General features: G+C 71.8%; 21 protein-coding genes and 1 pseudogene. 11 read left to right on the top strand and 11 right to left on the bottom strand.

Going from position 1 to position 25,019, the window contains the following annotated elements:
* The first annotated feature begins 187 nt into the window (after positions 1 to 187).
* The gene (locus ACFYPR_RS28920; protein ID WP_354854621.1) at positions 188 to 415 is read left to right on the top strand and encodes a flavin reductase; all 228 of its coding nucleotides are present in this window, start codon (positions 188 to 190) and stop codon (positions 413 to 415) included.
* Between the two features lie 86 nt (positions 416 to 501).
* Here ACFYPR_RS28920 and ACFYPR_RS28915 read toward each other — a convergent pair whose 3' ends face one another.
* Positions 502 to 1,434 (bottom strand): ABC transporter ATP-binding protein, encoded by a 933-nt coding sequence (locus ACFYPR_RS28915; protein ID WP_354854623.1) that lies wholly within the window; start codon positions 1,432 to 1,434, stop codon positions 502 to 504.
* 164 nt (positions 1,435 to 1,598) lie between these two features.
* Between ACFYPR_RS28915 and ACFYPR_RS28910 the strand changes: the two genes are divergently transcribed.
* Positions 1,599 to 3,872, top strand: a complete 2,274-nt coding sequence (locus ACFYPR_RS28910; protein WP_387263542.1) for a TRAP transporter permease — start codon at positions 1,599 to 1,601, stop codon at positions 3,870 to 3,872.
* Positions 3,836 to 4,849, top strand: coding sequence for a TAXI family TRAP transporter solute-binding subunit (locus tag ACFYPR_RS28905; RefSeq protein WP_387263539.1), 1,014 nt, complete (start codon positions 3,836 to 3,838; stop codon positions 4,847 to 4,849). Before ACFYPR_RS28910 ends, ACFYPR_RS28905 begins: the two co-directional genes overlap by 37 nt.
* 7 nt (positions 4,850 to 4,856) lie before the next feature.
* Here ACFYPR_RS28905 and ACFYPR_RS28900 read toward each other — a convergent pair whose 3' ends face one another.
* Together ACFYPR_RS28900 and dnaG are read right to left on the bottom strand one after the other, a co-directional pair.
* Positions 4,857 to 5,393: a hypothetical protein gene (locus ACFYPR_RS28900; RefSeq protein ID WP_363937724.1), complete on the bottom strand. Its 537-nt coding sequence runs from the start codon at positions 5,391 to 5,393 to the stop codon at positions 4,857 to 4,859.
* A gap of 2 nt (positions 5,394 to 5,395) precedes the next feature.
* Positions 5,396 to 7,298: pseudogene (dnaG, locus tag ACFYPR_RS28895) on the bottom strand (DNA primase).
* A gap of 114 nt (positions 7,299 to 7,412) precedes the next feature.
* Between dnaG and ACFYPR_RS28890 the strand changes: the two are divergent.
* Positions 7,413 to 8,615 (top strand): low temperature requirement protein A, encoded by a 1,203-nt coding sequence (locus tag ACFYPR_RS28890; protein WP_355135286.1) that lies wholly within the window; start codon positions 7,413 to 7,415, stop codon positions 8,613 to 8,615.
* Positions 8,616 to 8,618: 3 nt separating this feature from the next.
* On the opposite strand, the gene ACFYPR_RS28885 is transcribed toward ACFYPR_RS28890, so the two are convergent.
* The 3 genes from ACFYPR_RS28885 to ACFYPR_RS28875 are packed head-to-tail and all read right to left on the bottom strand — an operon-like array spanning position 8,619 to position 11,061.
* Positions 8,619 to 9,449, bottom strand: coding sequence for a siderophore-interacting protein (locus ACFYPR_RS28885; RefSeq protein WP_355064066.1), 831 nt, complete (start codon positions 9,447 to 9,449; stop codon positions 8,619 to 8,621).
* Positions 9,450 to 9,463: 14 nt separating this feature from the next.
* A complete protein-coding gene (locus ACFYPR_RS28880; RefSeq protein ID WP_387263536.1) occupies positions 9,464 to 10,717 on the bottom strand; it encodes a deoxyguanosinetriphosphate triphosphohydrolase in 1,254 nt (417 codons plus the stop codon).
* Entirely contained in the window at positions 10,714 to 11,061 is a 348-nt protein-coding gene (locus tag ACFYPR_RS28875; protein ID WP_354854637.1) for a VOC family protein, read from the bottom strand. Before ACFYPR_RS28875 ends, ACFYPR_RS28880 begins: the two co-directional genes overlap by 4 nt.
* A gap of 247 nt (positions 11,062 to 11,308) precedes the next feature.
* On the opposite strand from ACFYPR_RS28875, the gene ACFYPR_RS28870 reads away from it, so the two are divergent.
* Positions 11,309 to 11,809, top strand: a complete 501-nt coding sequence (locus ACFYPR_RS28870) for a roadblock/LC7 domain-containing protein (protein ID WP_387263534.1) — start codon at positions 11,309 to 11,311, stop codon at positions 11,807 to 11,809.
* Between the two features lie 117 nt (positions 11,810 to 11,926).
* On the opposite strand, the gene ppdK is transcribed toward ACFYPR_RS28870, so the two are convergent.
* The gene (gene ppdK / locus ACFYPR_RS28865; protein WP_387263532.1) at positions 11,927 to 14,635 is read right to left on the bottom strand and encodes a pyruvate, phosphate dikinase; all 2,709 of its coding nucleotides are present in this window, start codon (positions 14,633 to 14,635) and stop codon (positions 11,927 to 11,929) included.
* Positions 14,636 to 14,892: 257 nt separating this feature from the next.
* Between ppdK and ACFYPR_RS28860 the strand changes: the two genes are divergently transcribed.
* Together ACFYPR_RS28860 and ACFYPR_RS28855 are read left to right on the top strand one after the other, a co-directional pair.
* The gene (locus ACFYPR_RS28860; protein ID WP_387263530.1) at positions 14,893 to 16,620 is read left to right on the top strand and encodes a beta-N-acetylhexosaminidase; all 1,728 of its coding nucleotides are present in this window, start codon (positions 14,893 to 14,895) and stop codon (positions 16,618 to 16,620) included.
* A 728-nt stretch (positions 16,621 to 17,348) separates the two neighbouring features.
* Positions 17,349 to 18,008, top strand: coding sequence for a C39 family peptidase (locus tag ACFYPR_RS28855; RefSeq protein ID WP_387263527.1), 660 nt, complete (start codon positions 17,349 to 17,351; stop codon positions 18,006 to 18,008).
* A gap of 477 nt (positions 18,009 to 18,485) precedes the next feature.
* On the opposite strand, the gene dusB is transcribed toward ACFYPR_RS28855, so the two are convergent.
* The 4 genes from dusB to ACFYPR_RS28835 all read right to left on the bottom strand — a co-directional run bounded on the left by dusB (position 18,486) and on the right by ACFYPR_RS28835 (position 22,063).
* Positions 18,486 to 19,658 (bottom strand): tRNA dihydrouridine synthase DusB, encoded by a 1,173-nt coding sequence (gene dusB / locus ACFYPR_RS28850; protein ID WP_354854646.1) that lies wholly within the window; start codon positions 19,656 to 19,658, stop codon positions 18,486 to 18,488.
* A 64-nt stretch (positions 19,659 to 19,722) separates the two neighbouring features.
* Positions 19,723 to 21,102, bottom strand: a complete 1,380-nt coding sequence (locus ACFYPR_RS28845; RefSeq protein WP_387263524.1) for a glycine--tRNA ligase — start codon at positions 21,100 to 21,102, stop codon at positions 19,723 to 19,725.
* A gap of 115 nt (positions 21,103 to 21,217) precedes the next feature.
* On the bottom strand, positions 21,218 to 21,697 hold the full coding sequence (locus ACFYPR_RS28840) for a hypothetical protein (RefSeq protein ID WP_387263522.1): 480 nt from the start codon (positions 21,695 to 21,697) through the stop codon (positions 21,218 to 21,220).
* Positions 21,698 to 21,721: 24 nt separating this feature from the next.
* Positions 21,722 to 22,063: an antibiotic biosynthesis monooxygenase gene (locus tag ACFYPR_RS28835; protein ID WP_355067076.1), complete on the bottom strand. Its 342-nt coding sequence runs from the start codon at positions 22,061 to 22,063 to the stop codon at positions 21,722 to 21,724.
* 27 nt (positions 22,064 to 22,090) lie between these two features.
* Between ACFYPR_RS28835 and ACFYPR_RS28830 the strand changes: the two genes are divergently transcribed.
* Genes ACFYPR_RS28830 through ACFYPR_RS28815 form a run of 4 tightly spaced genes read left to right on the top strand, consistent with a single transcriptional unit; the run spans position 22,091 to position 24,979 of the window.
* On the top strand, positions 22,091 to 22,348 hold the full coding sequence (locus ACFYPR_RS28830; protein WP_355067075.1) for a hypothetical protein: 258 nt from the start codon (positions 22,091 to 22,093) through the stop codon (positions 22,346 to 22,348).
* A 53-nt stretch (positions 22,349 to 22,401) separates the two neighbouring features.
* Positions 22,402 to 23,352: a metal ABC transporter substrate-binding protein gene (locus tag ACFYPR_RS28825; protein WP_387263519.1), complete on the top strand. Its 951-nt coding sequence runs from the start codon at positions 22,402 to 22,404 to the stop codon at positions 23,350 to 23,352.
* Positions 23,349 to 24,110, top strand: a complete 762-nt coding sequence (locus tag ACFYPR_RS28820; protein WP_354854657.1) for a metal ABC transporter ATP-binding protein — start codon at positions 23,349 to 23,351, stop codon at positions 24,108 to 24,110. The genes ACFYPR_RS28825 and ACFYPR_RS28820 overlap by 4 nt, the downstream gene beginning before the upstream one ends.
* A gap of 2 nt (positions 24,111 to 24,112) precedes the next feature.
* Positions 24,113 to 24,979 carry a metal ABC transporter permease gene (locus ACFYPR_RS28815; RefSeq protein ID WP_387263516.1) on the top strand — a complete coding sequence of 289 codons (867 nt, stop codon included), beginning with the start codon at positions 24,113 to 24,115 and terminating at the stop codon, positions 24,977 to 24,979.
* Positions 24,980 to 25,019 lie beyond the last annotated feature (40 nt).

The following is a 25,019-nucleotide window of genomic DNA, read 5'->3' as shown; positions in this document are numbered from 1 at the left end:
ACGGTACGCGCTGGTCGTCGGCGCGCGGAACCCCCCACGGTAGTCGCGTCCTCAGCAGACTGTCACGCAGCGGGACCGCTCACGGGATCGGACGGCGGGCGGAACCAGGCCGGGGGCGCCCCGTGACCCCCGATCCGGGGCGCTCCCATCCATCGAGCACGCCGGTCCACGAGAAAGGGAGGCTCCGATGCCCCGCTACCGCTCGCACGTGGCGGCGCGACCGTCGTGGCGCTGCCGGGTCTGCGGTGCCGCATGGCCCTGCTCCCCGGCTCGCCTGGCACTGCTCGGCGAGTACCGCGAGAACCGGACCGGCCTGCTCATCTACCTCGCGACGCTGCTCGACGAGGCGACCGGGGACCTCCCCGGCACCGACCAACTACGCGACCGCTTCCTCACCTGGGCAAGAGCCCGATGAACGACACCTAGAGCAGATCTTGGACAGTTTCCGTTAGCAGCTAACGGAAACTGTCCAAGATCTGCGAAGCGAGCGGCGGCACGGGCTCAGTCGACCAGGGTGCGGCCGGTCAGGTGCAGGAAGACGTCCTCCAGGCCGCTGCGCCGCACCAGGACGTTGGCCGGGTTGAGCCCCAGCGCGCCGACCTCGGCGACCGCCGCGTCGCCGTCGGGCACGTAGAGCAGGACGCGGTCGGGCAGCACCTCGACCCGCTCCCCCACACCGTCGAGCTTGCCGGCGAACGGCTCCTGCGACTCGGCGGCGAAGCGCAGCTCGACCACCTCGCGGGTGGAGTGCTCCTCGATCAGCGCCCGGGGTGAGCCCTCGGCGACGATCCGCCCGCCGTCCATCACCACCAGCCGGTCGCAGAGCTGCTCGGCCTCATCCATGTAGTGCGTGGTGAGCACCAGCGTCACGCCCTGCTGCTTGAGCCGGAACAGTCGCTCCCACACCAGGTGCCGCGCCTGCGGGTCGAGCCCGGTGGTCGGCTCGTCGAGCAGCACGATCTCCGGGTCGTTGACCAGGGCGCGGGCGATGGTCAGCCGGCGCTTCATCCCTCCGGAGAGCGGCTCGACCTTGCTGTCGGCCCGCTCGGTGAGCTGGACGAAGTCGAGCAGCTCGGCGGCCCTTTCCCGGGCGACCCGGCGCGAGATGCCGAAGTAGCGGGCGTACACCGTGAGGTTTTCCCGGACGCTCAGCTCCGGGTCGAGATTGTCCATCTGCGGGCACACGCCGAGCCGGGCCCGGATCGCCGGCCCGTCGCGGACCGGATCCAGGTCGAGGATGCGCAGCTCACCGCCGCTCGGCGGAGAGATGCAGCCGACCATTCGCATGGTGGAGGACTTGCCGGCGCCGTTGGGCCCGAGGAAACCGAACGCCTCACCCGAGCGCACCTCGACGTCGATGCCGTCGACGGCGGTGAAGTCGCCGAACCGCTTCACCAGCCCACGAGCCTGAATCAGTGGTCGCCCCGAAGTCACCGCCCGACCCTAGCGGCCGGATCCGACAGCTTTCCACGGAAATTCGGGCCCAGCGTGCAGATCCGGCATGCGAAAGGCCGCGGCACGGGCCGTGCATACCCCGAGGAGACACGAACACTGTTCGCTGCCCCACCCGCCAGCCAATCGACGTGTATCGTCCGATCGTGTCGCCCGCCCGTTCGCCCGACGGTTCGTCGCCACCCTCACGACCAGCCAACTCTCCCGTCAGTGAGCCCGGCCCGGCCGAGAACGGGTCGCCACCTCGCCCCAGAGCGCCCCACGCCAGCTCAGCCGACACCAGCACGCCCGAAGGCACCGATTCGGCCGAGCGGCTCGGCGATGATGCTCGGGCCGTTGACGAGCGCGCCACCCGGGAGCTGGCCGCCCAGTTCGAGGACGAGAAGCCGGGCCGGGTGCTGTCCGGGCCGGCCGGCCTACTCTTCACCGCAGCGGCGCTGGCGGTCGGCCTTCTCGCCCTGTGGCAGGTCTTCCGCCCTCTGGCGCAGGGCAGCAAATACTATTTGATCATCTTCCTGGCGGGCATGCTGCCGCCGGTCTTCCTGGTCCACCCGGCGGGCCTGCGAATGCCGGCCTGGCGGCGGCGCAGAAGCGACAGCGACAGCGACGGCAGCGCTCTGGCGCGGCCCACCGCCGTGGACTGGGCACTGGCCGTCCTGGCGGTGGCCGCCTGCCTCTACCCCGTCCTACCGATCCCCCTGGGTACGGGTGGCGGCGGTTACAACGCCTTCCTCGACCGGCAGGGTCTGCTGGCACCCCCGGATCTGGTGCTGGGCACCATCCTGCTGCTCCTGCTGCTCGAAGCCTGCCGGCGCACCACCGGGTGGATCCTGCCCGCGGTCTGCCTGCTGTTCCTCGGCTACGGCTACTACGGCGGGTTGCTGCCGCAGTCCTGGCCGGTAGCCCACGCCGGGCTCGACTTCAGCCAACTGGTCGACGCGTTCTACAACTCCGACAGCGGCTTCTACGGCACCCCGCTGGACGTGGCGGCCTCGTACATCGTGCTGTTCACCATCTACGGCGCGGTTCTGGAACTGTCCGGGGCGGGGCGGTTCTTCGTCGAACTGTCGGCGGCGGCGTTCCGCCGCTCGCGCACCGCCGCCGGGCGTACGGCGGTGGCCTCCGGCTTCCTGCTCGGTACCGTCTCCGGGTCCGGGGCCGCCACGACGGTGAGCATCGGGGCGGTCACCTGGCCGCTGCTGCGCCGTGCCGGCTACCCGGCCGAGCGCGCGGGCGGCATGCTGGCCGCCGCCGGTGTGGGCGCGATTCTCTCCCCGCCCACCCTGGGCGCGGCGGCGTTCATCATCGCCGAGTATCTGGGCGTCTCGTACCTGCAGGTGCTGAGCTGGGCAACCGTGCCGACCGTGCTCTACTACCTCGGCATCCTGCTCTCCGTGGAGATCGATGCCCGCCGCTCGGGCGTACGCCCGGTGGTGATCGACGTCGGCTCACCGTGGCGCCTGCTGGCCCGGTTCGGCTACCACTTCGCCTCGCTGATCGCCATCGTCGTGTTCCTCGCCGTCGGCATGTCCGCGACGAGGGCGGTCGTCTTCGCCACCCTCCTGGCCGCCGCGCTCTCCTTCCTGGACCGTACGCACCGGCTCACGCCACCCCGGCTGATGACCGCGCTCGTCACCGGGGTGCGCGGCGCGCTCGCGGTGACCGCCGTCTGCGCCGCCGCCGGCATCATCACGGCGACCACCACCAAGACCGGCCTCGGGCCGCAGGCGGCGGCGCTGCTGGTCGGCGGGGCCAAGGCGGCCACCTCCAACCCGACTGTCGTGCTGGCGCTCACCGCGCTGCTCGCTGCCGTCGCACTGAGCCTGCTGGGCCTGGCCGTGCCGGTCACCGCCTCGTTCGTGATCGGTTGGGTGATCGTCGGCCCGGCCCTGCTCGACCTGGGTGTGACAGCGCCCGCCGCGGCGATGTTCGTCTTCTACTTCGCGGTCCTGTCCGAGGTGTCCCCGCCCACCGCGCTCGCGGCAGTGGCCGCCGCCGCCGTCACCGGCGGCCGGTTGGTGCCGACCATGTGGCAGACCCTGCGCTACGCCCTGCCGGCCTACCTGATCCCGATCGCGTTCGTGATCACGCCGGCCGGCCTCGGTCTGCTGGGCATCGGCGGCGTCCTGCGGATCGCCTTCGCCGCCGTGGTGACGGCGCTCAGCGTGTCCGTGCTGGCCGTCGCCGCCGGTGGCTGGCTGCCCGGCGTGGGTCCCGCCAGCGCCCCGGAACGCGTGCTCGGCGCCATCGCCGGCGTCACCCTGCTCTGGCTCGAACCCGTGCCGGTCGCGGTCGGCGTGGCGCTGGCCGCCATCGCCGTAGCGGGAGTGCTCGTCCGACGCGGATCCACGGGCCGACCGCGAACACCAACAGAGGAGAAACTGTGCGACGAATCGACGTACGACTCGCGGCGGGCCTGAGCGTGCTCGCCCTCGTCACGACCGCGGGCTGCGGTGGCCAGCAGGGCGGCGCCGCCGAGGACGACACGTCCAGCGCGGTCACCTGCGAGGTGGCCCGGGAGACCCGGGTCGGCATCGCCACCGGTAACGCGACAGGCGTCTACTACCCGATCGGCAACGCCCTGGCCGGGCAGTTGTCCGGGTCGACCGGCGGCAAGCTCACCGGCACCGCCGCCGAGACCGGCGCCTCGGTCCAGAACGTCGAGCAGTTGGTCGGCGGCCAGTACGACGTGGCGTTCTCGCTGTTCGACACGGCGGTCAACGCGGTCGAGGGCAAGGGCAGCTTCTCCGCGCCGCAGCCGGTGCAGGCGTTGGCCCGCCTCTACGACAACTACACCCAGGTGGTGGTCCGTAAGGACTCGGGAATCACCTCGGTGGCCGGCATGCGCGGCAAGCGGATCTCCACGGGCTCCCCGAAGTCCGGCACCGAGGTGATGGCGAACCGGCTGCTGGAGGCCGCCGGACTCGACCCGGCCAAGGACGTTCGGGCCCAGCGGCTCGACCTGACCAAGACGGTCGAGGGAATGAAGGACGGCAGCATCGACGGCTTCTTCTGGTCCGGCGGTCTGCCCACCGGCGGCCTGACCGACCTGTTCACCACCGCCGGCGAGACCATGCGGTTCGTCGACATCGCGGCCCTGCTGCCGAAGCTGACCGCGCTGAGCCCCGGCTACCAGGCCGGCACGATCGGTCGGGACGTGTACCGGACGGCGACCGACACCCCGACCATCGTCGTACCCAACGTGCTGCTGGTCCGCGAGGATCTGGACGCCAACGTCGCCTGCGCGATCACCCGGACGGTGTTCGACAAGCGCGACGTCCTGGCCCAGGCCAACCCGGCGGCCAAGGGGATCTCGCTGGAGAAGGCCCGCAGGACCCTGCCGGTGCCGCTGCACCGCGGCGCCGAGAAGGCGCTGAACGACCTCGGCGCGAAGTGACGGCCGGTCAGCCGTCGGCCGGCGCGGTGGCGGCGCGGGCCGCGGCGACCAGCCGGTCGGTCTCGGCGAGCAGGGCCGCGTCGTCCGCCGGTGCGCCGGGATCGAGGCGGACCGTCCAGGTCAGACCGTCCACGCCGGCCACCCGCCGGGCTGCGACCCGGGCCGCGCCGCCGGGCACCGGCTGGTGTTCGGTGTACGCGACGGAGCGCGTCACCCGTGCCCGCACCTGGTGCGGCAGCTCACCCGGGTCGAGCAGCAGGTACGTCTCGGCTGGGCCGTCGGCGACCACGGTGTAGCCGTCGCGCTCGACGACCGTCTCGGCGGGCGTGACGGTCAGCTCCCGACCGGACCAGACCGCCTTGAGCACGTCGTGCCAGCCGATGCGGTGCCCCCGGCCGGGCAGCCACAGCCCGAGGTTGCTGGCCACGACGACCCCGTCGCCCTCGCCGTTGCCCGCCGCCGACCAGGCGAGCACCCGCTCGTCGGCGGTCAACGGTGGCCGGTCGGCCGGCGGCAGCTTCGGCTTGCGGCTGAACAGTCCCATTCCTATGACCCCGCAGAGGCTTGGTCACGCAACGCCCTGGCGTGCTGTTCTAGAGGGACCAGTTCGCCAAAGAGCCTCAGGTACTCGGCCTGTTGCGTCACAGGATTCATCCGTTGGATCTTGGATTTGAGTTCCAGCACGGCCTTGGTCACGGTCGGCAGCTGAAGCCTGGCCAGCTGCACCGAAACGTACCGCACGTTGAGCCCATTGGGAGGCCTGAGCGGCTCAACCGCAAGTTCATTCACCAACGCCTTCGCGGCTAGGTCTGTACAGGCATCCACTATCCGAGCCACCCACTGCGCCCCTCCTACCGCACCGCTGGCACCGCCGGCTTCGACAATCGCTTGACGAACATCAGCGTGCAGTGGATGCGCGTAGAAATCAGGGGCGACCGCGTCGAACATCGGGCCGGCCAGTGCAGGATCCTGGATGGCCAGCTTCAACGCCTCTCGCTCAACCATCGACTGCGGGCCGTCCAGGGCCGGCGCCGTGCGGGCCGACGAGGGCTTGGCGGCGGGTGCGGCGTCCCGGCCGCCGGGCGGCGGGGTGTTGGCGGCGGCGAGCACCGCCCGCTGCACCGGCTCGATCTCCATGCCGAGGTCCATGGCGAGCTTGCGGACGTACTCCGGGCGTTTCTCCCGGTCTTTCAGCTGCGCGACCAGCGGCGCGGCCCGGCGCATCGCCTCGACCCGGCCGTCGACGGTGTCCAGGTCGAAGCGGCTGATCTCGTGGCGCAGCGCGAAGTCGACCAGGGGCTCGCGCCGAGCGACCAGGTCGCGAACCGCCAGGTCGCCCTTGGCCAACCGCAGGTCGCACGGGTCCATGTTGTCCGGGCTGACCGCGATGAACGTGCGCCCGACGAAGCGCTGGTCGTCTTCGAAGGCGCGCAGCGCGGCCTTCTGGCCGGCGGCGTCGCCGTCGAAGGTGAAGATGATCTCGCCGGCCACCTCGTCGCTGTCGAACAGGAGGCGGCGCAGAACCGAGATGTGGTCCGCGGCGAAGGCCGTGCCGCAGGTCGCCACCGCCGTCGTCACCCCGGCCAGGTGGCAGGCCATCACGTCGGTGTAACCCTCGACGATCACCGCCCGGCCCTGCTTGGCGATCTCCCGCTTGGCCTGGTCGATGCCGTAGAGCACGTGCGACTTCTTGTAGATCGGCGTCTCGGGGGTGTTCAGGTACTTCGGGCCGTCGTCGTCGTCGAAGAGCTTGCGCGCGCCGAAGCCGATCACGTCGCCGGCGAGGTCCCGGATCGGCCACAGCAGCCGGCGTCGGAACCTGTCGATCAGCGTGCCCGAGCGGGACTCCCGGGACAGCCCGGCGGTGACCAGCTCCTGATGGGTGAAGCCCTGCTGGCGCAGGTGCTTGGTGAGCAGGTCCCAGCCATCCGGCGCGAACCCGCACCCGTAGCGCTCGGCGGCGGCCCGGTCGAAGCCCCGTTTGGCCAGGAACTCCCGGGCCGGCCGCGCCCCGGCGGTGCTGAGCTGCGCCCGGTAGAAATCGACAGCGGCGGCGTGCGCGGCGACCAGGCGCTGCCGTTGGCCCTGCTGCGGGCGGGGACGCGGGGTGCTCCGGTCGTCCTCGACGTAGCGCAGCTGGATGCCGGCACGCCCGGCCAGCCGCTCCACCGACTCGACGAAGCTGAGGTGCTCCGCGTCCATCAGGAACTTGATCGCGTCGCCGCCGGCCCCGCAGCCGAAGCAGTACCAGACGTTGCGGGCCGGCGAGACGTTGAACGACGGGCTCTTCTCGTCGTGGAACGGGCACAGGCCCTTGAGGTTGCCGCCGCCAGCGGACTTCAGGGTGACCGTCTCGGAGATCACATCCCCGATCGAGGTGCGTTCCCGGACCAGTGCGATGTCCTCGTCCCGGATCCGCCCAGCCATGCGCCACCCCCTCGGCGTACATCCTGCCCTGCCGGGCCGACGACACGCCGGCCGGGGGACACCGGTGTGGCGGGGGCCGCCGTCGGGCTCACCCGTTCCGGCCCGGCCGCCGGGACCGCGCGGGGACCATGACCAGATGCGCAGGGTACGCGGTGACGGCGCCCGCCGGCGAAGCCGGATCCTCGGGCGGCTGGGGCTGCGTGGCGTGGCGCCCGCTCAGGACGAGGCCGGCCACCGGCATGCCACCTGGCTCGAACTCTTCCTCGACCTCATCTTCGTGTACGCGCTGGCGGCCGTCGTACGTCGGCTCGGCGACGACCCGACCCCGGCGCCGACGGCCGTGCTGGCCGTGATCGGGCTGTTTCTGGTGGTCCAGTGGTGCTGGCTGGGGCAGGTCTTCTACGACAACCGGTTCGACCCGGACGACGCGCCGCACCGGCTGCTGGTGCTGGTCGCCCTGGTCGGCGCCGGCGCGATGACGCTCGGCGTCGACGAGGTGCCGGAGAGCGTGCTGCTTCCGGTGGGATACCTGGTCGTGCGGGGTGTGCTGCTCCTGCTGTATCTACGGGCCCGACCGACCAGCCCGATGGCCCGGACGGTGACCACGATCTACCTGCTCGGCTTCGGGACGGGCTGGCTCATCTGGCTGGCCTCGCTGGTCGCCCCCACCGGGTCGCGCCCGACGCTGTGGATCATCGCGATGGTCGTCGAGCTGGCCACCCCCTGGGTCGGCCGACGCTGGCTGAACGACTGGCCGGTGGACAACCGGCACCTGCCGGAACGCATCGGCCAGTTCACGATCATCGTGTTGGGCAGCGCGATGGCAAACCTGCTCTTCGCGGTGCCGGATCACCCCCCACCGCACATGATCCTGACGGCCGGGCTGGCCTTCCTCATACCGGCGGCCGTCTGGTGGGCGTACACCGCCTTCGTCACCACCCGGGTGCTGCAGAGCCGACTGCGCGGCGGGCAGGCGTACGGCTACCTGCACTTTCCGCTCGGCGGTGCGTTGTTGCTGCTGGGCTGGGCCCTCGGTCAGGTGGTCCGACTCGTCGACGACAACGTGCGCCACCTGCCGCTCGAACTGCGACTGGTGCTGGCCGCCTCCGTGATCGCCTGGACGTTGTGTGGGCTGGCCCTGTCCTGGTTGTGGTGCCGGCCGAGCGCGGGCCGGCTGGCGATCACCGGGTACGGGATCGTCTCGGTCGGCGTGGTCACCACCTGGGTGCACGAACCGAAGCTGATGCTGCTGTTGCTCGCGGTGGCGATCGTCGGGTACGCCGTGCTGCTCAGCCGGGCCCTCGGCAAGCTCGACGAGGACCCGGCAGTCGGCGCCTGACGCTCAGGCCGCGGCCGGCTCCTCCGCGGCGACCTGCCGGTTCCAGTCCGCCTTGGTGGAGCGCCAGCCCTCGTCGTCCATGCCGCGCCGCCAGTAGCCGGAGATGGAGAGACGGTCGGCGGGCACGCCCCGCTCGCCGCGCAGCAGCCGGCGCAGCTCCCGGACGAACGTCGCCTCGCCGTGCACGAAGGCGTGCACCGAACCGGGCGGGAACTCCAGCTCCCGCACCGCCGCCACCAGGGCGTCGCCCACCGGGCGGTCACCCCGGTGCAGCCAGGTCAGCTCCACGGCGCCGGGGCTGAGCAACTGCTGCTCCTCCGCCGGGTCGGCGATCTCGACGAGGACCCGGGCCGGAGCGCCCAACGGCAGCCGTTCCAGGGCGGCGGCGATCGCCGGCAGGGCGCTCTCGTCGCCGACCAGGAGGTGCCAGTCCGCGTCCGGGTCCGGCGCGTACGCCCCGCCGGGGCCGACGAAGTGCACCGGGTCACCCGGGCGCAGCGCCGCGGCCCACGGGCCGGCCAGCCCCTCGTCGCCGTGGTGCACCACGTCCACGGTCAGCTCCCCGGCCAGCGGGTCCCACCGCCGCACGGTGTACGCGCGCAGCCGGGGCCACTGCTCCCGGGGCAGGTCCCGGCGGATCGCGGCGAGGTCCAGCGGCTGCGGGTACGCGACGCCGGGCGCCGGAAAGACCAGCTTGATGTAGTGGTCGGTGAACTCGCCCACCGGCAGGCCGGTCAGCTCGTCCCCACCGAGGACGAGCCGGATCAGGTGCGGGGTGGGTCGCTCGGTGCGCAGCACCTGGACCGAGGTGACGTTCCTTGGGCGTTCCGTCATGCACTTAGGTTAGCCTAAGTTGCTGTGGTCGCCTCCGGCGGTGCGCCGCCGCCGACCAGACGGGTGTGCCAGCTCATCGCCGCCGGGTCGGTGAGCGAGGCGATCTGGTCGATCACCACGCGCAGCCGGGCGGCGTCGTCCGGCGCGGCCCGCCACAGCGGGGCGAACACCGGGTCGAGCCCGTCCGGGGCCCGTCCGACCAGCGCCGCCGCCAACTCGGCCAGCATCGTCCGCTGCCGCTCGTAGCGACCCCGGAAGCCGGTGCGCCGCATCACGTAGCGCAGGGCGATGCCCTTGAGCAGCGCGCACTGGGCCCGGACCCGTCTCGGCACCACCAGATCGGCGGCGTAGCGGCGGTGCGGCCCGGGGCCGTACCGCTCCTCGGTGGCCGCCACCGCCGCCGACACGAACCGACCGGTCAGGCCGCTCGTGGTGGCCTTCAGCGCGACCTGGGCGCGGTGGCTGCCGTCGTAGCCGGCGAGGGGGGCGAGCAGCGGGTCAGCCAGCAGCTCGACCAGCACCTCGGCCAGGTCGGCCGGAGACTCCCCGGAGTAGGCGGCGGCCACGTCGGCGCAGAGCGCGGCCCGCTCGTCGGCGTCCGCGAGCAGCGGGCGCAGCGCGACGTACCCGCCGTGGATGCCGTCCTCCACGTCGTGCACCGAGTACGCGACATCGTCGGCCCAGTCCATCACCTGCGCCTCCAGGCAGCGCCGGTCGCCGGGCGCACCGGCCCGGATCCAGCCGAAGACCGCCGCGTCGTCGGCGTACACCCCGAACTTGCGCTGCCCGTCGCGGCGCGGCCAGGGGTACTTGCCGATCGCGTCGAGCGACGCCCGGGTGAGGTTCAGCCCGGCCGACGAACCGTCCGGGGCGAGCACCTTCGCCTCCAGCCGGGTCAGCACCCGCAGCGTCTGCGCGTTGCCCTCGAAGCCGCCGCAGGGCGCGGCGAGCAGGTCCAGCGCCGCCTCGCCGTTGTGCCCGAACGGCGGGTGCCCGAGGTCGTGGGCGAGCCCGGCGACGTCCACCACGTCCGGGTCGCACCCAAGCCGGGCGCCCATCTCCCGGGCGATCTGGGCCACCTCCAGCGAGTGGGTCAGCCGGGTCCGCAGGAAATCGTCGGTGCCGGCGGTGTGCACCTGGGTCTTGGTGGCCAGCCGGCGAAACGCCGCGGAGTGCAGCACCCGGGCCCGGTCACGCTCGTACGGCGACCGGCGGTGGCCGGTGTCCTTGGGCGGCTCCTGGACCAGCCGGGCGTCCGCGGGGTTCACTTTTGGCGGAGAACGCAGAACTCGTTGCCCTCCGGGTCGGACAGGACCGTCCAGTCGACGTCACCCTGGCCGATGTCGACGTGCCGGGCGCCCATGTCGACCAGACGCTCAACCTCGGCCTCCTGGTCGGCCGGGCGGAGGTCGAGATGCAACCGGTTCTTGCGCTCCTTGCCGTCGGTCACCGGCACGAAGACCAGCCCGGGAAGGCGGTCGGCGGACTGGCGGATCTCCACCTCGTCCGGTCTCTCGGTGACGACCTGGTATCCGAGCGCCTCCGCCCACCAGCGGGCCAGTCGGGCCGGATCGCGGGCATCGATGGTCAGGTTCTCCCAGACGCTGGTCATACAACCACCTTTCCCGTCGACGGCGGACACAGTCGGCCGTGTGAGCGAGCCAAGGTTACGCCCGCCGATGCCGCTCGGCCTGCCCGAGACGCAGCACCGGCGCGCGCGCAACCGCCGATCGGTCCCCAGTTGTGGACCGATCGCCCTGGGTTACGGGCTCGCGGGCGGAAGTGGCCACCGGTAGCGTTCCCAGCGCGGAAAGTGACCAACCGACCGAGACGCGGAGCCGACCGCTAGGGAGACGCTCGTGGATGCAGACACGGTGGTGGGAACGGAACTGCTCGGGCTGCGTCGACGCCGGCCCGAGGTCGCCGGTGCCGTGCTGGCCGGCACCGACGGGCTGCTCATCTCCAGCGACCTGCCGAGCACCGACGCCACCCACCTCGCCGCGCTCGCCGCAGCCAGCTACGGGCTCGGTCACCGGGTCGCCGACACGGTCCGGCGGGGCGAGTTCCGCGAGTCGGTGGTGTGCACCACCGACGGCTGCGTGGTCACCTACCCGGCCGGGCGCAGCGCCCTGCTGACACTGGTCACCGGGTCGGCGGCGAAGGATCTGGAGGGGCTGCACGAGGAGGCCCGGGTGGTGGCGCACCGGGCCGGCCGTGTGCTGGACACCCGGGGCGGCGGGATCGGCGCCACGGCGGTACCCGACGCGCACGCGCCGCTGGCCGTGCGTACCCCGATGGCGACCCTGCCGACGCAGCTGCGCCGCTCGACCCGACCCACCTGGCGTCGCCCGCCGATCTGAGCGCCGACGACGGCCCGGCCCGCCGCAGATCTGGGCGCGCCAGCGACGGCCCGGTCCGCCGCAGATCTGGGCGCGCTGGCGGCGGCCCGGTCGTCCGGGCCGCCGCCGGCGTCCGCGTCAGCGGCTGTCCGACCCGTCGGTCTCCACGGCTGCCCGGCCGGCCTCCAGGCGGGCCACCGGCACCCGGAACGGCGAGCAGGACACGTAGTCGAGACCGACCTCGTGGAAGAAGTGCACCGAGTCCGGGTCGCCGCCGTGCTCGCCGCAGACGCCGAGTTTCAGCCCGGGACGGGCGGCCCGGCCCTCCTCTGCGGCGATCCGGATCAGCCGGCCGACGCCGTCGCGGTCGATCGACTCGAACGGCGAGATGCCGAAGATGCCCAGTTCCAGGTAGCGCCAGAAGAACGCGCCCTCGACGTCGTCCCGGGAGAAGCCCCAGGCCATCTGGGTGAGGTCGTTGGTGCCGAAGGAGAAGAATTCGGCCGCCTCGGCGATCTGCCCGGCGGTCAGCGCCGCCCGGGGCACCTCGATCATGGTGCCGATCAGCACCTCGACCCCGCTGTCACCGACCACCTCGGCGATGATCTTCTCGGCCTCGGCGCGTACCGTCTCCAGCTCCTGCACGGCTCCGACGAGCGGCACCATGATCTCCGGCTTGGCCACCCGGCCCTCCCGGGCGCAGGTCACCGCCGCCTCCGCGATGGCCCGGACCTGCATCGCGAACAGGCCGGGGATGACCAGGCCGAGGCGGACGCCGCGCAGCCCGAGCATCGGGTTCTCCTCGTGCATCCGCCGGACGGCGGCGAGCAACGCCTCCTCCTTGGCCACGTCCTCGCCGCGTTCCTGCGCGACCGCGACGTTGACGGCGAGCTGCTCCAACGGCGGCAGGAACTCGTGCAGCGGCGGGTCGATCAGCCGGACGGTGACCGGCAGCCCGTCCATCTCGTGGAAGATCTGCACGAAGTCGGCCCGCTGCAACGGCAGAAGCGCCTCCAGCGCGGCCTCCCGCTCGTCCGCGGCGCGCGCCAGGATCAGCCGCTCGACCAGCTCCCGCCGGTCGCCGAGGAACATGTGCTCGGTGCGGCACAGCCCGATGCCCTCGGCGCCGAAGCGCCGGGCACGGGCGGCGTCCGCGCCGGTGTCGGCGTTCGTGCGGACCGCCAGCCGCCGCCTGCCGTCGGCGTGCGTCATGATCCGGTGTACGGCCCGGACGAGCGCGTTGTCGATGTGCTCGGGGTCGAGGCTGCCCTCGAAGTACTGCACGACCTCCGACGGCATGACCGGCACCTCACCGAGGTACACCTTGCCGGTGGTGCCGTCGATGGAGACGACGTCGCCCTCGTTGACGGTCCGCCCGGCCACGGTGAACCGCTTCGCCGGCACGTTCACGTCGATCGCGTCGGCGCCGGAGACGCAGGTCTTGCCCATTCCCCGGGCCACCACGGCGGCGTGGCTGGTCTTGCCGCCGCGCGAGGTGAGAATGCCCTTGGCGGCGATCATGCCGTTCAGGTCGTCCGGGTTGGTCTCCCGGCGGACCAGGATCACCGACTTGCCCTCGGCCGCCAGCTCGACGGCCCGCGCGGAGGTGAAGACCACCGTGCCGGACGCCGCGCCCGGTGAGGCGCCGATGCCCGTGGCGACCGCCTCGAACTCGTGGTCGAGCTGGAAGCGGGGGAACATCAGCTGGGCGAGCTGTGCGCCGTTGACCCGGTGCAGCGCCTCGTCCAGGTCGATCAGGCCCTCGTCGATGAGCTGCCCGGCGATGACGAACGCGGCGGCGGCGGTGCGCTTGCCGACCCGGGTCTGCAACATCCACAGCTTGCCGCGCTCGATGGTGAACTCGATGTCGCACAGATCCCGGTAGTGCTCCTCCAGCCGGGCCATGAACGAGAGCAACTCGTCGTAGGACTTCTTGTCGAGCTGCTCCAGCTCCTGCAACGGCACGGTGTTGCGGATGCCGGCGACCACGTCCTCGCCCTGCGCGTTGGCCAGGTAGTCGCCGTAGATGCCCTGCGCGCCGCTGCCCGGGTCACGGGTGAAGGCGACACCGGTGCCCGAGTCGGGGCCGAGGTTGCCGAAGACCATGGTCACCACGTTGACCGCGGTGCCGAGGTCGGCCGGGATGCGCTCCTGGCGGCGGTAGAGCACCGCGCGCTCGGCGTTCCACGACTCGAAGACCGCCCGGATGGCCAGGTCGAGCTGTTCCCGCGGCTGCTGCGGGAACTCCCGGCCGGTGTGCATGGCGAAGATCTTCTTGTACGCGTCGACCAGCCCGCGCAGGTCGTCCGCGTCCAGGTCCAGGTCGTTGTGCGTACCCTTGGCGCTCTTGGCCTTGTCGAGGGCGTGCTCGAACTCCTCGCCCGGCACCTCGCAGACGGTCTTGCCGAACATCTGGATCAGCCGGCGGTAGGAGTCCCAGGCGAACCTGTCGTTGCCCCCCGCCTGCGCGGAGAGCCCGACCACGCTCTGGTCGTTGAGGCCGACGTTGAGGACGGTCTCCATCATGCCGGGCATGGAGAACTTGGCCCCGGAGCGGACGGACACCAGCAGCGGGTCCCCCGGGTCGCCGAGGCGCTTGCCCATCGCCCGTTCCAGCGCCTCCAGGTGCGCCTCGATCTGACCGGCGAGGCCGTCCGGCTCCCGCCCGGTCGCGAGGTACGCCTGGCAGGCCTCGGTCGTGATGGTGAAGCCGGGCGGGACGGGCAGACCGAGGTTGGTCATCTCGGCGAGGTTGGCCCCCTTGCCGCCGAGCAGGTCCTTGAGATCCTTGTTGCCCTCGGAGAAGTCGTAGACGTACTTGTGTTCGTCGGTCTCTTGCGCTGCCACCAGAGCCTCCCACGCGCGCCGGATTGACACTTAACGAAGGTTCAGGGCGAAGGTTAAGCGAAGATCGGGTGGCCTGGGACCGTTCGGTGACAATAGGCACAGCCATCACGACTATCCGCGTTCGTACCGGTTTTTGGGAACGCTTCCACGCGCACGATCACGCATCTCCGCCGGTCCTCGTATTCTTGACGGCACTGGTTCTGTCGAAACTCGCTTTTGCCATATCCGACGCGAATAACCCCTCCGGAGCCGTCGTCGTGTCATCCCTTCCGCTCTCCTCCCCCGCCCCCGAGCCGACCCCGACGGCCACCGTCGCCGACTCGGCCGCAGTGCCCGCGCACCAGCCGGAGGCCGGCGACCTGGCTGTGCTCGCCGCGCGGGCGGCCGGCGACGACCTGCTCGCCCCTGCGGTACGTCTCGACAGCGTCGTACCGGCACCGGAACGGGTCGAACCGGACCCCACCGCGTCCTTCGTGCTCACCGGGGGCACGGCCATCCGGGTCAGCGCCCACCCGGGCGCCCGCGCGGTGGCGGACCACCTCGCCGAGCTGCTCCGACCGGCAACCGGGTTCCTCCTGCCGGTCGCCGACACCCGTGCGGTCGGGCCGACCGGCCCGCTGACGCTCACCCTGGCCGCCACGCCCGCCAGCCCGGCCCCCGCCGTCGAGCGCCCGACCACCGACCTCGGGGCGGAGGGCTACCGGCTCGACGTGACCACCACCGAGGTACGCCTCGTCGCCGACACCCCAACCGGTCTCTTCTACGGCGTACAGACGCTCCGGCAGCTGCTCCCCGCCGCCGTGGAGAACCCGACGCCGGTGACCACGCGCTGGTCGCTGCCCGGCGGCACGATCCTGGACCGCCCCCGCTTCCCCTACCGGGGCGCGATGCTCGACGTGGCGCGACACTTCTTCGCCGTCGAGGACGTCCTACGGGTGATCGACCACCTCGCCCGCTACAAGCTCAACCACCTGCACCTGCACCTCACCGACGACCAGGGGTGGCGCATCGCCGTCGACTCCTGGCCGAAGCTGACCACCGTCGGCGGGGCGAGCGAGGTCGGCGGCGGCCCCGGCGGGCACTACACCAAGGCCGACTACCGGCGGATCGTCTCCCACGCGGCCGCCCGGCACGTCACGCTGGTCCCGGAGATCGACCTGCCCGGCCACACCAACGCGGCGCTCGTCGCCTACCCCCAGCTCGCACCGGACAAGCTCGCGCCGCCGCCGTACACCGGCACCGAGGTCGGCTTCAGCTACGTCGACCCGGCCGACGAGCAGACGTACGACTTCATCGCCGACGTGCTCGGCGAGGTGGCCGCCCTCACCCCCGGGCCGTGGCTGCACATCGGCGGCGACGAGGCGTTCAAGGTCAAGGGTGCGGTCTACACCGATTTCGTGGAGAGGGCGCAGCGGATCGTCGCCGACACCGGCAAAACCGTGGTGGGCTGGCACCAGCTCGCCCCGGCCGCACACCTCGACGGGCGGGTCCTGCAGTGGTGGGGCACCGACGCCGACGATCCCACCACGGCCGACGCGGTCCGGCGGGGCGCCCGGCTGATCCTCTCCCCCGGCAACCACGCCTACCTGGACATGAAGTACGCCGAGGACACCCCGATCGGGCACGACTGGGCCGGCCTCATCGACGTACGGCGGGCGTACGACTGGGATCCGGGCACGCACGTCGCCGGCGTGCCCACCGCGGCCGTCCTGGGCGTGGAGGCCCCGCTGTGGACCGAGTCGGTCACCTCGCTCGCCGACATCGAGTTCATGTTGTTTCCCCGGTTGCCCGCCATCGCCGAGCTCGGCTGGTCACCCCGGGCCGCGCACGACTGGGCCGGATTCCGCGAGCGCCTGGCCGGGCACGGCCCACGCTGGTCCACCGCCGGGATCACCTTCCACCGCTCCCCCGAGATCCCCTGGCCGGCGACGCCCACGGTCCCCCGGCAACACCGCGCACCCCAGAACGACCCGACAACCCCCTGAAGGCGCGGCACACCGAGAGGTCGCCGTCAGCGGCGTGCCGCCCCACCGACGGACACCGTGCATGCATGATCGTGCTCGATCCCGGATGTAGTGGCCTCGCCCGCGTGGTGAGGGCCCTGTTTCCAGGATCGAGCACGATCATCCGGTGGCGGTGGGGCCGCCTGGAGGTGATCCACTCGGGTTCGGTGATGTCGGGGTGTCCCGCGCGCCCGGATACCCCGACTTCGCCGAAGTCGAGTTGATCACCACCGGGTGGTGCGGATGTCCGTTTCCGGTGGGTGGTTTGTCCGGTCCGGGCGGTGGCGTCCCGTGGTCGGTGCCACCCTGGTGGCGGAATCGGGGACCCGGCGGGGTCGTTATACCTGGCATGCCGCCGCGAGCCTCGGCTTCGGTGGCGCGGCAGCCGCCGGGAACACCCGCCCGGCCGCCACGGTTACACCCCCGCACAGCCGAGCAGCACGATTGGCCGGCCTGTGTGGCGGCCCGTCGGGAACACCCGTGCGGTCGCCGCGGTTACATCCCCGCACGGCCGAGCACCACTGGCCGGCGTGGTCCGGAATGCGGAATGACTCGCTGCCCCGGACCGTTGCACCACCCTCCGGGACAACCCCCGTGCAGGCCCCCGGGTCGCCGGGCCAGGTCCCGCCGTGAACTTTCCCGCTCGGCACACATCCCCCCGGTTTTTGTGTGTCGTTGCGTTTTCCCCCGATGCAGAGGAGCACGCCATCATGCGTACCGATCTGATTCGTAAGACCGCTCTGACCGCTGCCGGCCTCGCCTTCACCGGCGGCGCCATCGCCGGCCCCGTCACCACCGCCTACGCCGCGTCGCAGGACAAGCCCGCGTCGCAGACCCAGGCCGACCGCAAGCCCTCGGGTGAGCGTCAGCTGGGCGTGCGCTACGAAGCCCAGCCCAACTTCTACTACTGCGGCCCCGCCGCCGCCCGCAACGCCCTGAGTGTGCAGGGCAAGAACATCAGCGTGGACGCCATGGCCAAGGAGATGGGCACCACCGAGGCCGGCACCAACAGCATCAACGACATCACCCCGGTCCTCAACAAGGAAACCGGTAAGAACGACGCCTACCACTCGGTGGAGATCAGCAAGCCCGACGCCGACGCCACGCAGACCGACCAGCTACGCGCCGACATCGTCAAGACCGTCGACAACGGCCGCGCCGTGGTCGCCAACATCGCCGGCACCAGCACCGACACCGACGGCAACACCCACTCGTTCGAAGGCGGGCACTACATCAGCGTCGTGGGCTACCGCGACAACGGTGACGTTGTGCGGATCGCCGACTCCGCCGACCCGAACACCGCCTCCTACGACATCACCGTCGAGCACCTCGCCGACTGGATCGCCACCCGCGGCTACGCCACCAGCTGACCCCACCCCAGCACCACCACCGACAAGGGCCGGACCCCACCACGGGGCCCGGCCCTTTCGGCATGCCGTCAGTCGGTCGCGAGGTAGGCACGAAGCGCCCCTCCGCCCCCCAGCACCGAGTAATCCGACAAGGACCGGACCCACCACAGGGCCGGCCCTTTCGGCATGCCGTCAGCCGGCAGCGAGGCAGGCACGAAGCGCGCCTCCGCGCCGAATGGCCCGGTTCCTCAGCCCACCTGCCCAAGACATGAGCAGATCTTGGACAGTTTCCGTTATCGGCTAACGGAAACTGTCCAAGATCTGTGCGTTCAGGCTGCGGCGGTGCGGTCGGAGACGGGTGAGAGGCGGGTGAGGCGGCCCCTTGGCCGCTCCGAGCCACATCGGCGTCGGCGTGGGCGTTGGCACACACGACCGGCGGCTCTGGCGCATGGTCCGACGCGGCTACCGCGCGCCATGGCGCACACAGCCGGTTGCGGGTCAGCCGCCGGAGTCGTCCATCTCGGCGCCCTCGGGGACGGTGTCGTCGTCCCGGCTGGCCAGCCAGCCGTCCGGGAGAAAGACCTTGCCCGGCGAGTTGGTACGCCCGCGCGGCTGACCCAGTGCGGCCACCGGAAACGGCTCCGCCGGGTCGAGCTTGCCGAGCAGGTCGTCGAGCTGGGCCAGGCTCTCGATCATCGCCAGCGAACGGCGCAGCTCGCCGCCCACGGGGAAGCCCTTCAGGTACCAGGCGACGTGCTTGCGGAAGTCGGTGCAGCCGTCGCGCTCACCCCGGGCGGGGTTGCGGGCGCCGGCCACGAACTGGTCGACGAGCAGCTCGGCGTGCCGGCGCATGGTCACCGCCACCTCGCCGAGGGTGGGCAGACGCCGTTCGGGCCGACCGTTGAAGGCGGCCTCCAGGTCGGCGAAGAGCCACGGCCGGCCGAGGCAGCCCCGGCCGACCACCACGCCGTCGACCCCGGTGTGGGCGACCATCCGCAGCGCGTCGTCGGCCTCCCAGATGTCGCCGTTGCCGAGGACCGGCACGTCGAGGGCCTGCTTCAAGGTGGCGATCGCGTCCCAGTCGGCGGTGCCCGAGTAGCGCTGGGCGGCCGTCCGCCCGTGCAGGGCCACCGCGGCGACGCCGGCGTCCTGGGCGGCGAGCCCCGCTTCGACGTACGTCAGGTGGTCGTCATCGATGCCCTTGCGCATCTTCACGGTGACCGGCACCCCGGAGGGTGCGGCGGCGTCCACCGCGGCCCGCACCAGGCGGGCGAAGAGCCGGCGTCGCCACGGGAGCGCCGCGCCGCCGCCCCGCCGGGTGACCTTGGGTACGGGGCAGCCGAAGTTGAGGTCGATGTGGTCGGCCAGGTTGCGCTCGACGACGATCCGCACGGCGGCGGCGGTGACCTCCGGGTCGGTGCCGTAGAGCTGGAGGCTGCGCGGCTGTTCGTCGTCGCCGAACGCGATCATGCGGAGCGTCTTCGGGTTGCGCTCGACCAGCGCACGGGTCGTGATCATCTCGCAGACGTAGATGCCGCCGCCCTGCTCGCGGCAGAGCCGGCGGAACCCGACGTTCGTGATCCCAGCCATCGGCGCGAGCACCACCGGCGGCGACACCTGGTACGGCCCGAGGGCCAACGGGCGCAGCGCGGGAACGGTCGAGGCGGTCACCGCACAAGTGTACGGGGCCCCGACCGGCGCTTTCCGCGTCGGCCGGGGCCCCGTGCCCACCGTCTCAGCAGCCGGGGAGGCGCTCGATCAGGTAACGCTCGACCTGGTCCAGCGAAACGCGCTCCTGGCCCATGGTGTCCCTGTTCCGCACCGTCACGGCGTTGTCGTCCAGCGTGTCGAAGTCGACAGTCACGCAGAACGGGGTGCCGATCTCGTCCTGCCGGCGGTAGCGGCGGCCGATCGCCTGCGAGTCGTCGAACTCCACCACCCAGCGCTTGCGCAGCAGCGCGGCGAGGTCCTTCGCCTTGGGCGACAGCGCCTCGTTACGCGACAGCGGCAGCACCGCCACCTTGACCGGGGCCAGCCGCGGGTCGAACCGCATCACCGTGCGCTTGTCGACGCCGCCCTTGGTGTTCGGCGCCTCGTCCTCGTCGTACGCCTCCAGCAGGAAGGCGAGCACCGCGCGGGTCAGACCGGCGGCCGGCTCGATGACGTACGGCATCCAGCGCTCGCCCTTGGTCTGGTCGAAGTACGACAGGTCGACGCCGGAGTGCTTGCTGTGCGTGGAGAGGTCGAAGTCGGTGCGGTTGGCGACACCCTCCAGCTCGGCGAACTCGGTCCCGCCGAACTGGAAGCGGTACTCGATGTCGACAGTGCGCTTCGAGTAGTGCGAGAGCTTCTCGGCAGGGTGCTCGTAGAGGCGCAGGTTGTCCGCCGACAGACCCAGGTCGAGATACCAGTTCCAGCGCTCCTGGAGCCAGTACTCGTGCCACTCTTCGTCCGTGCCCGGCTCGACGAAGAACTCCATCTCCATCTGCTCGAACTCGCGGGTCCGGAAGATGAAGTTGCCCGGGGTGATCTCGTTGCGGAACGACTTGCCGGTCTGCGCGATGCCGAACGGCGGCTTCTTGCGGGCGACCGTCTCGACGTTCTTGTAGTTGACGAAGATGCCCTGCGCGGTCTCCGGGCGCAGGTAGTGCAGCCCTTCGTCGCTCTCCACCGGGCCGAGGTAGGTCTTCATCAGGCCGTTGAACATCTTCGGCTCGGTGAAGGTGCCCTTGTTGCCGCAGTTGGGGCAGTTGATCTCCGCGAGCGAGGCCGGCGGGTGGCCGTGCTTGGCCTCGTACGCCTCCTCCAGGTGGTCGGCCCGGAACCGCTTGTGGCAGAACTGGCACTCGGTGAGCGGGTCGACGAACTCGGCGATGTGGCCGGACGCCTCCCACACCTTGCGGGCCAGGATCACCGCGGAGTCGAGGCCGACGACGTCGTCGCGCTGCTGGACCATGGTCTTCCACCACTGCCGGCGGACGTTCTCCTTCAGCTCCACACCGAGCGGACCGTAGTCCCACGCCGATCGGGTGCCTCCGTAGATCTCGCTGGAGGGGAAGACGAAGCCTCGGCGCTTGGCGAGGCTGACGACGGCGTCGATACGGTCGACTGGCATGTTTCCTCCTACGCCGGCTGGCGGTCGGCGGGGGCGAGATGTGGATGGATCGGGTCGGTTCGGGACAACGGTACGACCACCGGCGTCCCGAGCCCAGCAGAATACCGGGGGCGGGTCAGCTCACCCCGCACACCTCCATGCCGCCGGTCTGACCGTCCTGGCCCAGGCTGACCTGCTGTCGCTCCCGGTCGCCGCCGTCGAGGGTCACGTCGACCGGGACGGTCAGGTTGGTGGTGTCCACCTCACCCACCCGGAACGCGGTGACCTGCGGCTCGGCGGCCGCCCGCCGCTCGAACTCGGGGCGGGACTCGCGCCGCTGCGCGTCGTCGCAGAGCTGGTCGTACGCCCGGCCGTAGTTTCGCTCGACGAGCGCCTGGTAGTAGTCGCCGGTCACCGTGCGGCCCTGCTCGCGTACCGCCTGCACGCCGCTCACGGCCAGGCCGACGACGGCCGCGCCTCCTCCGCCACAGCAGAGCAGCACGGCGAGGGCGCCGACGCCGAGGCCGATCCAGAGCCGGGTCCGGCGGCCCTCGGTGGGCGGCGCGGCGAACGGCGGAGCCACACCGGGACCGGGCGGCGGGGCGGGTGCGGTCATAGGAGCAGGGTAGTGCCCGGCGGCTCAGCGGTAAGGACCAGCAGCCCGATCACTCTCGGCGACCACCACGGCTCCCCCGGGCGCGGCGCTGGCCAGCGCCTCGTACGCGGACGGCTCGTCGACCGACTCGGCGAGCAACGGCACCGCGGTCACCTTGACCTCGAAGGCGCCCAGCGCCCGCCGGTAGGTGCCGACCGACTCCCACTCGGTGACGAGTGACCAGTACCGGGGGTCGTCCAGGGCTCGGACCAACTGGCCACGCAGGTAGCCGCGGCAGGCGGCCAGCGCGGTGAGGGCGGCGTGCGCCCGTTCGGTGAAGCCGTCGGCGACATCGACGTCGACCACGAACCGGTTCGTCACCAGCACGGGGTTCCTCCTCGTAGAGTCTGAGGGATGCAGCGTACGCAGCGCCCTCTGCTGGCCCGGTTGGCCGTGGCGAACCCGACGTCGGTGTTCCTGCTCACCCTGGTGGTGGTGCTGGTGGCGTTCTTCACGCCGGGGGTGGTCGGCGGGCTGCTGACGCTGGCCCTCGCCGCCGCCCTGATCGCCCTGTTGGCGACCACCTGGCCGGTTCAGGCCCCGCAGACCCGGCTGATCCGGCTGCTGATGCTGACCCTGCTGGTCACGGTGGGCCTCGCGAAGCTGCTCTGACATGCAAGCATGCGTTTTTGACAATCATTGTCGTTACCACGGACAGTTGGGACATGACCAACCGCACCACGTCCCGCGTCCTGGCCGCCGCGACCGCCCTGCTCGCCCTGGGCGCCGTCGCCGGCTGCTCCACCGGCGGCGCGGCCGGCGCCGATCCCCAACGGGTCGACGTGGTCGCCGCGTTCTACCCACTCCAGTTCATCGCCGAGCGCGTCGGCGGTGACGCGGTCCACGTGACCAACCTGGCCAAGCCCGGCGCCGAGCCGCACGACCTGGAGCTGAGCCCTCGCCAGGTCGGCCAGGTCACCGAGGCCGAGCTGATCGTCTACCTGAAGGGCTTCCAGCCCGCGGTGGACGAGACGGTCGCGCAGGACGACGACGCCCGGGTGTTCGACGTGGCCGGCGTGCAGCCGCTGTTGGACGCGAGCGCCGGCGGCCACAACCACGAGGGTGCGGAGGAGCAGGGCGAGGAGCAGCACGCTCACGCCAAGGACCCGCACGTCTGGCTCGACCCGACCCGGCTCGCCGCCATCGGCGACCAGCTCGCCCAGCGGCTCGGCGAGGTCGACGCGGACCACGCCGTCGACTACACCGCCCGGGCCACGGCGCTGCGCGCCGACCTGACAGCCCTCGACGGCGAGTTCACCCAGGGCCTCGCGACCTGCCAGCGGCGGGAGATCGTGACCAGCCACACCGCGTTCGGCTACCTGGCCGACCGCTACCGGCTCGAACAGGTCGGCATCACCGGGCTGAGCCCGGACGTCGAGCCCTCGCCGCAGCGGCTCGCCCGGGTCATCGAGGATGCGAAGGCGCACCACGCCACCACGATCTTCTTCGAGGCGCTGGTCAGCCCGAAGGTCGCCGAGACCATCGCCGGTCAGGTCGGCGCGAAGACCGCGGTGCTCGACCCGATCGAAGGACTCGCCGCGGGCAGCGGCTCGGACTACCTTTCGGTGATGCGTACCAACCTGCAGACCCTGCGGACGGCGTTGAGCTGCTCGTGAGCACCCCCGTCATCACCGTCGAGCACGGCGCGGTCGGCTACGACGGCCGCCCGGTGCTCCGGGACGTCTCGCTCACCGTGACCGCCGGGGAGGTGGTCGCGGTGCTCGGCGCCAACGGCTCCGGCAAGTCCACGCTGATCCGCGCGATCCTCGGCCTGGTGCCGCTCACCGCCGGCTCGATCACCCTCTTCGACCGGCCGTTGCGCCAGTTCCGCCAGTGGCAGCGCATCGGGTACGTCCCGCAGCGCCTCGGCGCCGGCGGAGGCGTGCCCGCCACCGTCCGCGAGGTGGTGGCGTCCGGCCGACTGGCCCGCCGGGGGATCCTGCGCCCGCCCGGCGCGGCCGACCGGGCCGCCGTCGACGCGGCCCTGCGCGCGGTCGGGCTCGCCGACCGGGCCACCGACCCGGTGTCCACCCTCTCCGGCGGTCAGCAGCAGCGCACCCTGATCGCCCGTGCGCTGGCCGGCCGGCCGGAGCTGCTGATCCTCGACGAGCCCACCGCCGGGGTGGACGCGGCCAGCCAGGAGGCGTTCGCGGGCGCGCTGCGCGACTTCGTCGCCGACGGCGGGACGGTGCTGCTGGTGGCACACGAGCTGGGCCCGCTGCGACCGGTGATCAGCCGGGCGGTCGTCGTCCACCAGGGCGGCGTCTGTCACGACGGCCCGGTTCCGGACCCGGCCGGCCACCACGCGGAGCCCGACCACGACCACGTGCACCCGCACGGTCCCGACGAGCCCGCCGGGCTGTGGAGCAACTGACCATGGAACTCTTCCAGTACCCCTACATGCAACGCGCCCTGATCGGCGCGCTGGTGATCGGCCTGGCCGCGCCGGCGCTCGGCATCTACCTGGTGCAGCGCCGACTGACGCTGATCGGCGACGGCATCGGCCACGTGGCGTTGACCGGCGTCGGCGCCGGCCTGCTCCTCAACCGCTCGCCGGTGCTGGTGGCGGTGATCGTCGCCACGGTCGGCGCGATCGCCATCGAGGTGGTCCGCGCGCGCGGGCGGACCTCCGGCGACCTGGCCCTGGCGCTGCTCTTCTACGGCGGCATCGCCGGCGGCGTCCTGCTGGTCGGCCTCTCGGACGCGACCAGCGCCAACCTCAACGCCTACCTGTTCGGGTCCCTGCTCTCCACCTCGACCACCGACCTGATCACCGTCGGCGTGCTCGGCGCGGCGATCCTGCTCACCATGATCGTGCTGCGGCCGGCGCTCTTCGCGATCAGCCACGACGAGGAGTACGCCCGCGTGTCCGGCCTGCCGGTGCGCACCCTCAACCTGCTGATCGCGGTCACCACAGCGGTCACGGTGACCATCGCGATGCGGGCCGTCGGAGTGCTGCTGATCAGCGCGCTGATGGTGGTTCCGGTGGCCACCGCCCAGCAGGTCACCCGGGGCTTCCGCAGCACGATGGCCGCCGCGATGGCGCTCGGGTTCTTCGCTGCCGGCTCCGGCGTCTGGGTGGCGGCCACCGCCGACACCCCGCCCGGCGCCTCGGTGGTGCTGCTGGCGATCGCCTCGTTCCTGGTGGTGGCCGTGGCTGGCGCGCTCTGGCGGGCGGTACGCCGCCGCACCGCGCAGGCCCCCGTACCGGCGCCGGAACCGCACGAGGTCGTCCTGCACTGAGCCCGATCGGCGGATGTCGGTGGTATTGGTTACCGTTGCA

It is taken from the genome of Micromonospora sp. NPDC005254, assembly GCF_042872525.1.
Classification (GTDB): Bacteria; Actinomycetota; Actinomycetes; order Mycobacteriales; family Micromonosporaceae; genus Micromonospora.
Note: the sequence above shows the minus strand (reverse complement) of the source record. Positions and strands in the feature narration are given on the sequence as shown.

Coding starts and splice junctions, on each gene's coding strand:
- ACFYPR_RS28830 (WP_355067075.1), top strand. CDS start 22,091: ATGCAGCGTACGCAGCGCCCTCTGCTGGCCCGGTTGGCCGTGGCGAAC.
- ACFYPR_RS28825 (WP_387263519.1), top strand. CDS start 22,402: ATGACCAACCGCACCACGTCCCGCGTCCTGGCCGCCGCGACCGCCCTG.
- ACFYPR_RS28900 (WP_363937724.1), bottom strand. CDS start 5,393: ATGGGACTGTTCAGCCGCAAGCCGAAGCTGCCGCCGGCCGACCGGCCA.
- ACFYPR_RS28840 (WP_387263522.1), bottom strand. CDS start 21,697: ATGACCGCACCCGCCCCGCCGCCCGGTCCCGGTGTGGCTCCGCCGTTC.
- ACFYPR_RS28920 (WP_354854621.1), top strand. CDS start 188: ATGCCCCGCTACCGCTCGCACGTGGCGGCGCGACCGTCGTGGCGCTGC.
- ACFYPR_RS28890 (WP_355135286.1), top strand. CDS start 7,413: ATGCGCAGGGTACGCGGTGACGGCGCCCGCCGGCGAAGCCGGATCCTC.
- ACFYPR_RS28815 (WP_387263516.1), top strand. CDS start 24,113: ATGGAACTCTTCCAGTACCCCTACATGCAACGCGCCCTGATCGGCGCG.
- ACFYPR_RS28875 (WP_354854637.1), bottom strand. CDS start 11,061: ATGACCAGCGTCTGGGAGAACCTGACCATCGATGCCCGCGATCCGGCC.
- ACFYPR_RS28855 (WP_387263527.1), top strand. CDS start 17,349: ATGCGTACCGATCTGATTCGTAAGACCGCTCTGACCGCTGCCGGCCTC.
- ACFYPR_RS28845 (WP_387263524.1), bottom strand. CDS start 21,102: ATGCCAGTCGACCGTATCGACGCCGTCGTCAGCCTCGCCAAGCGCCGA.
- ACFYPR_RS28885 (WP_355064066.1), bottom strand. CDS start 9,449: ATGACGGAACGCCCAAGGAACGTCACCTCGGTCCAGGTGCTGCGCACC.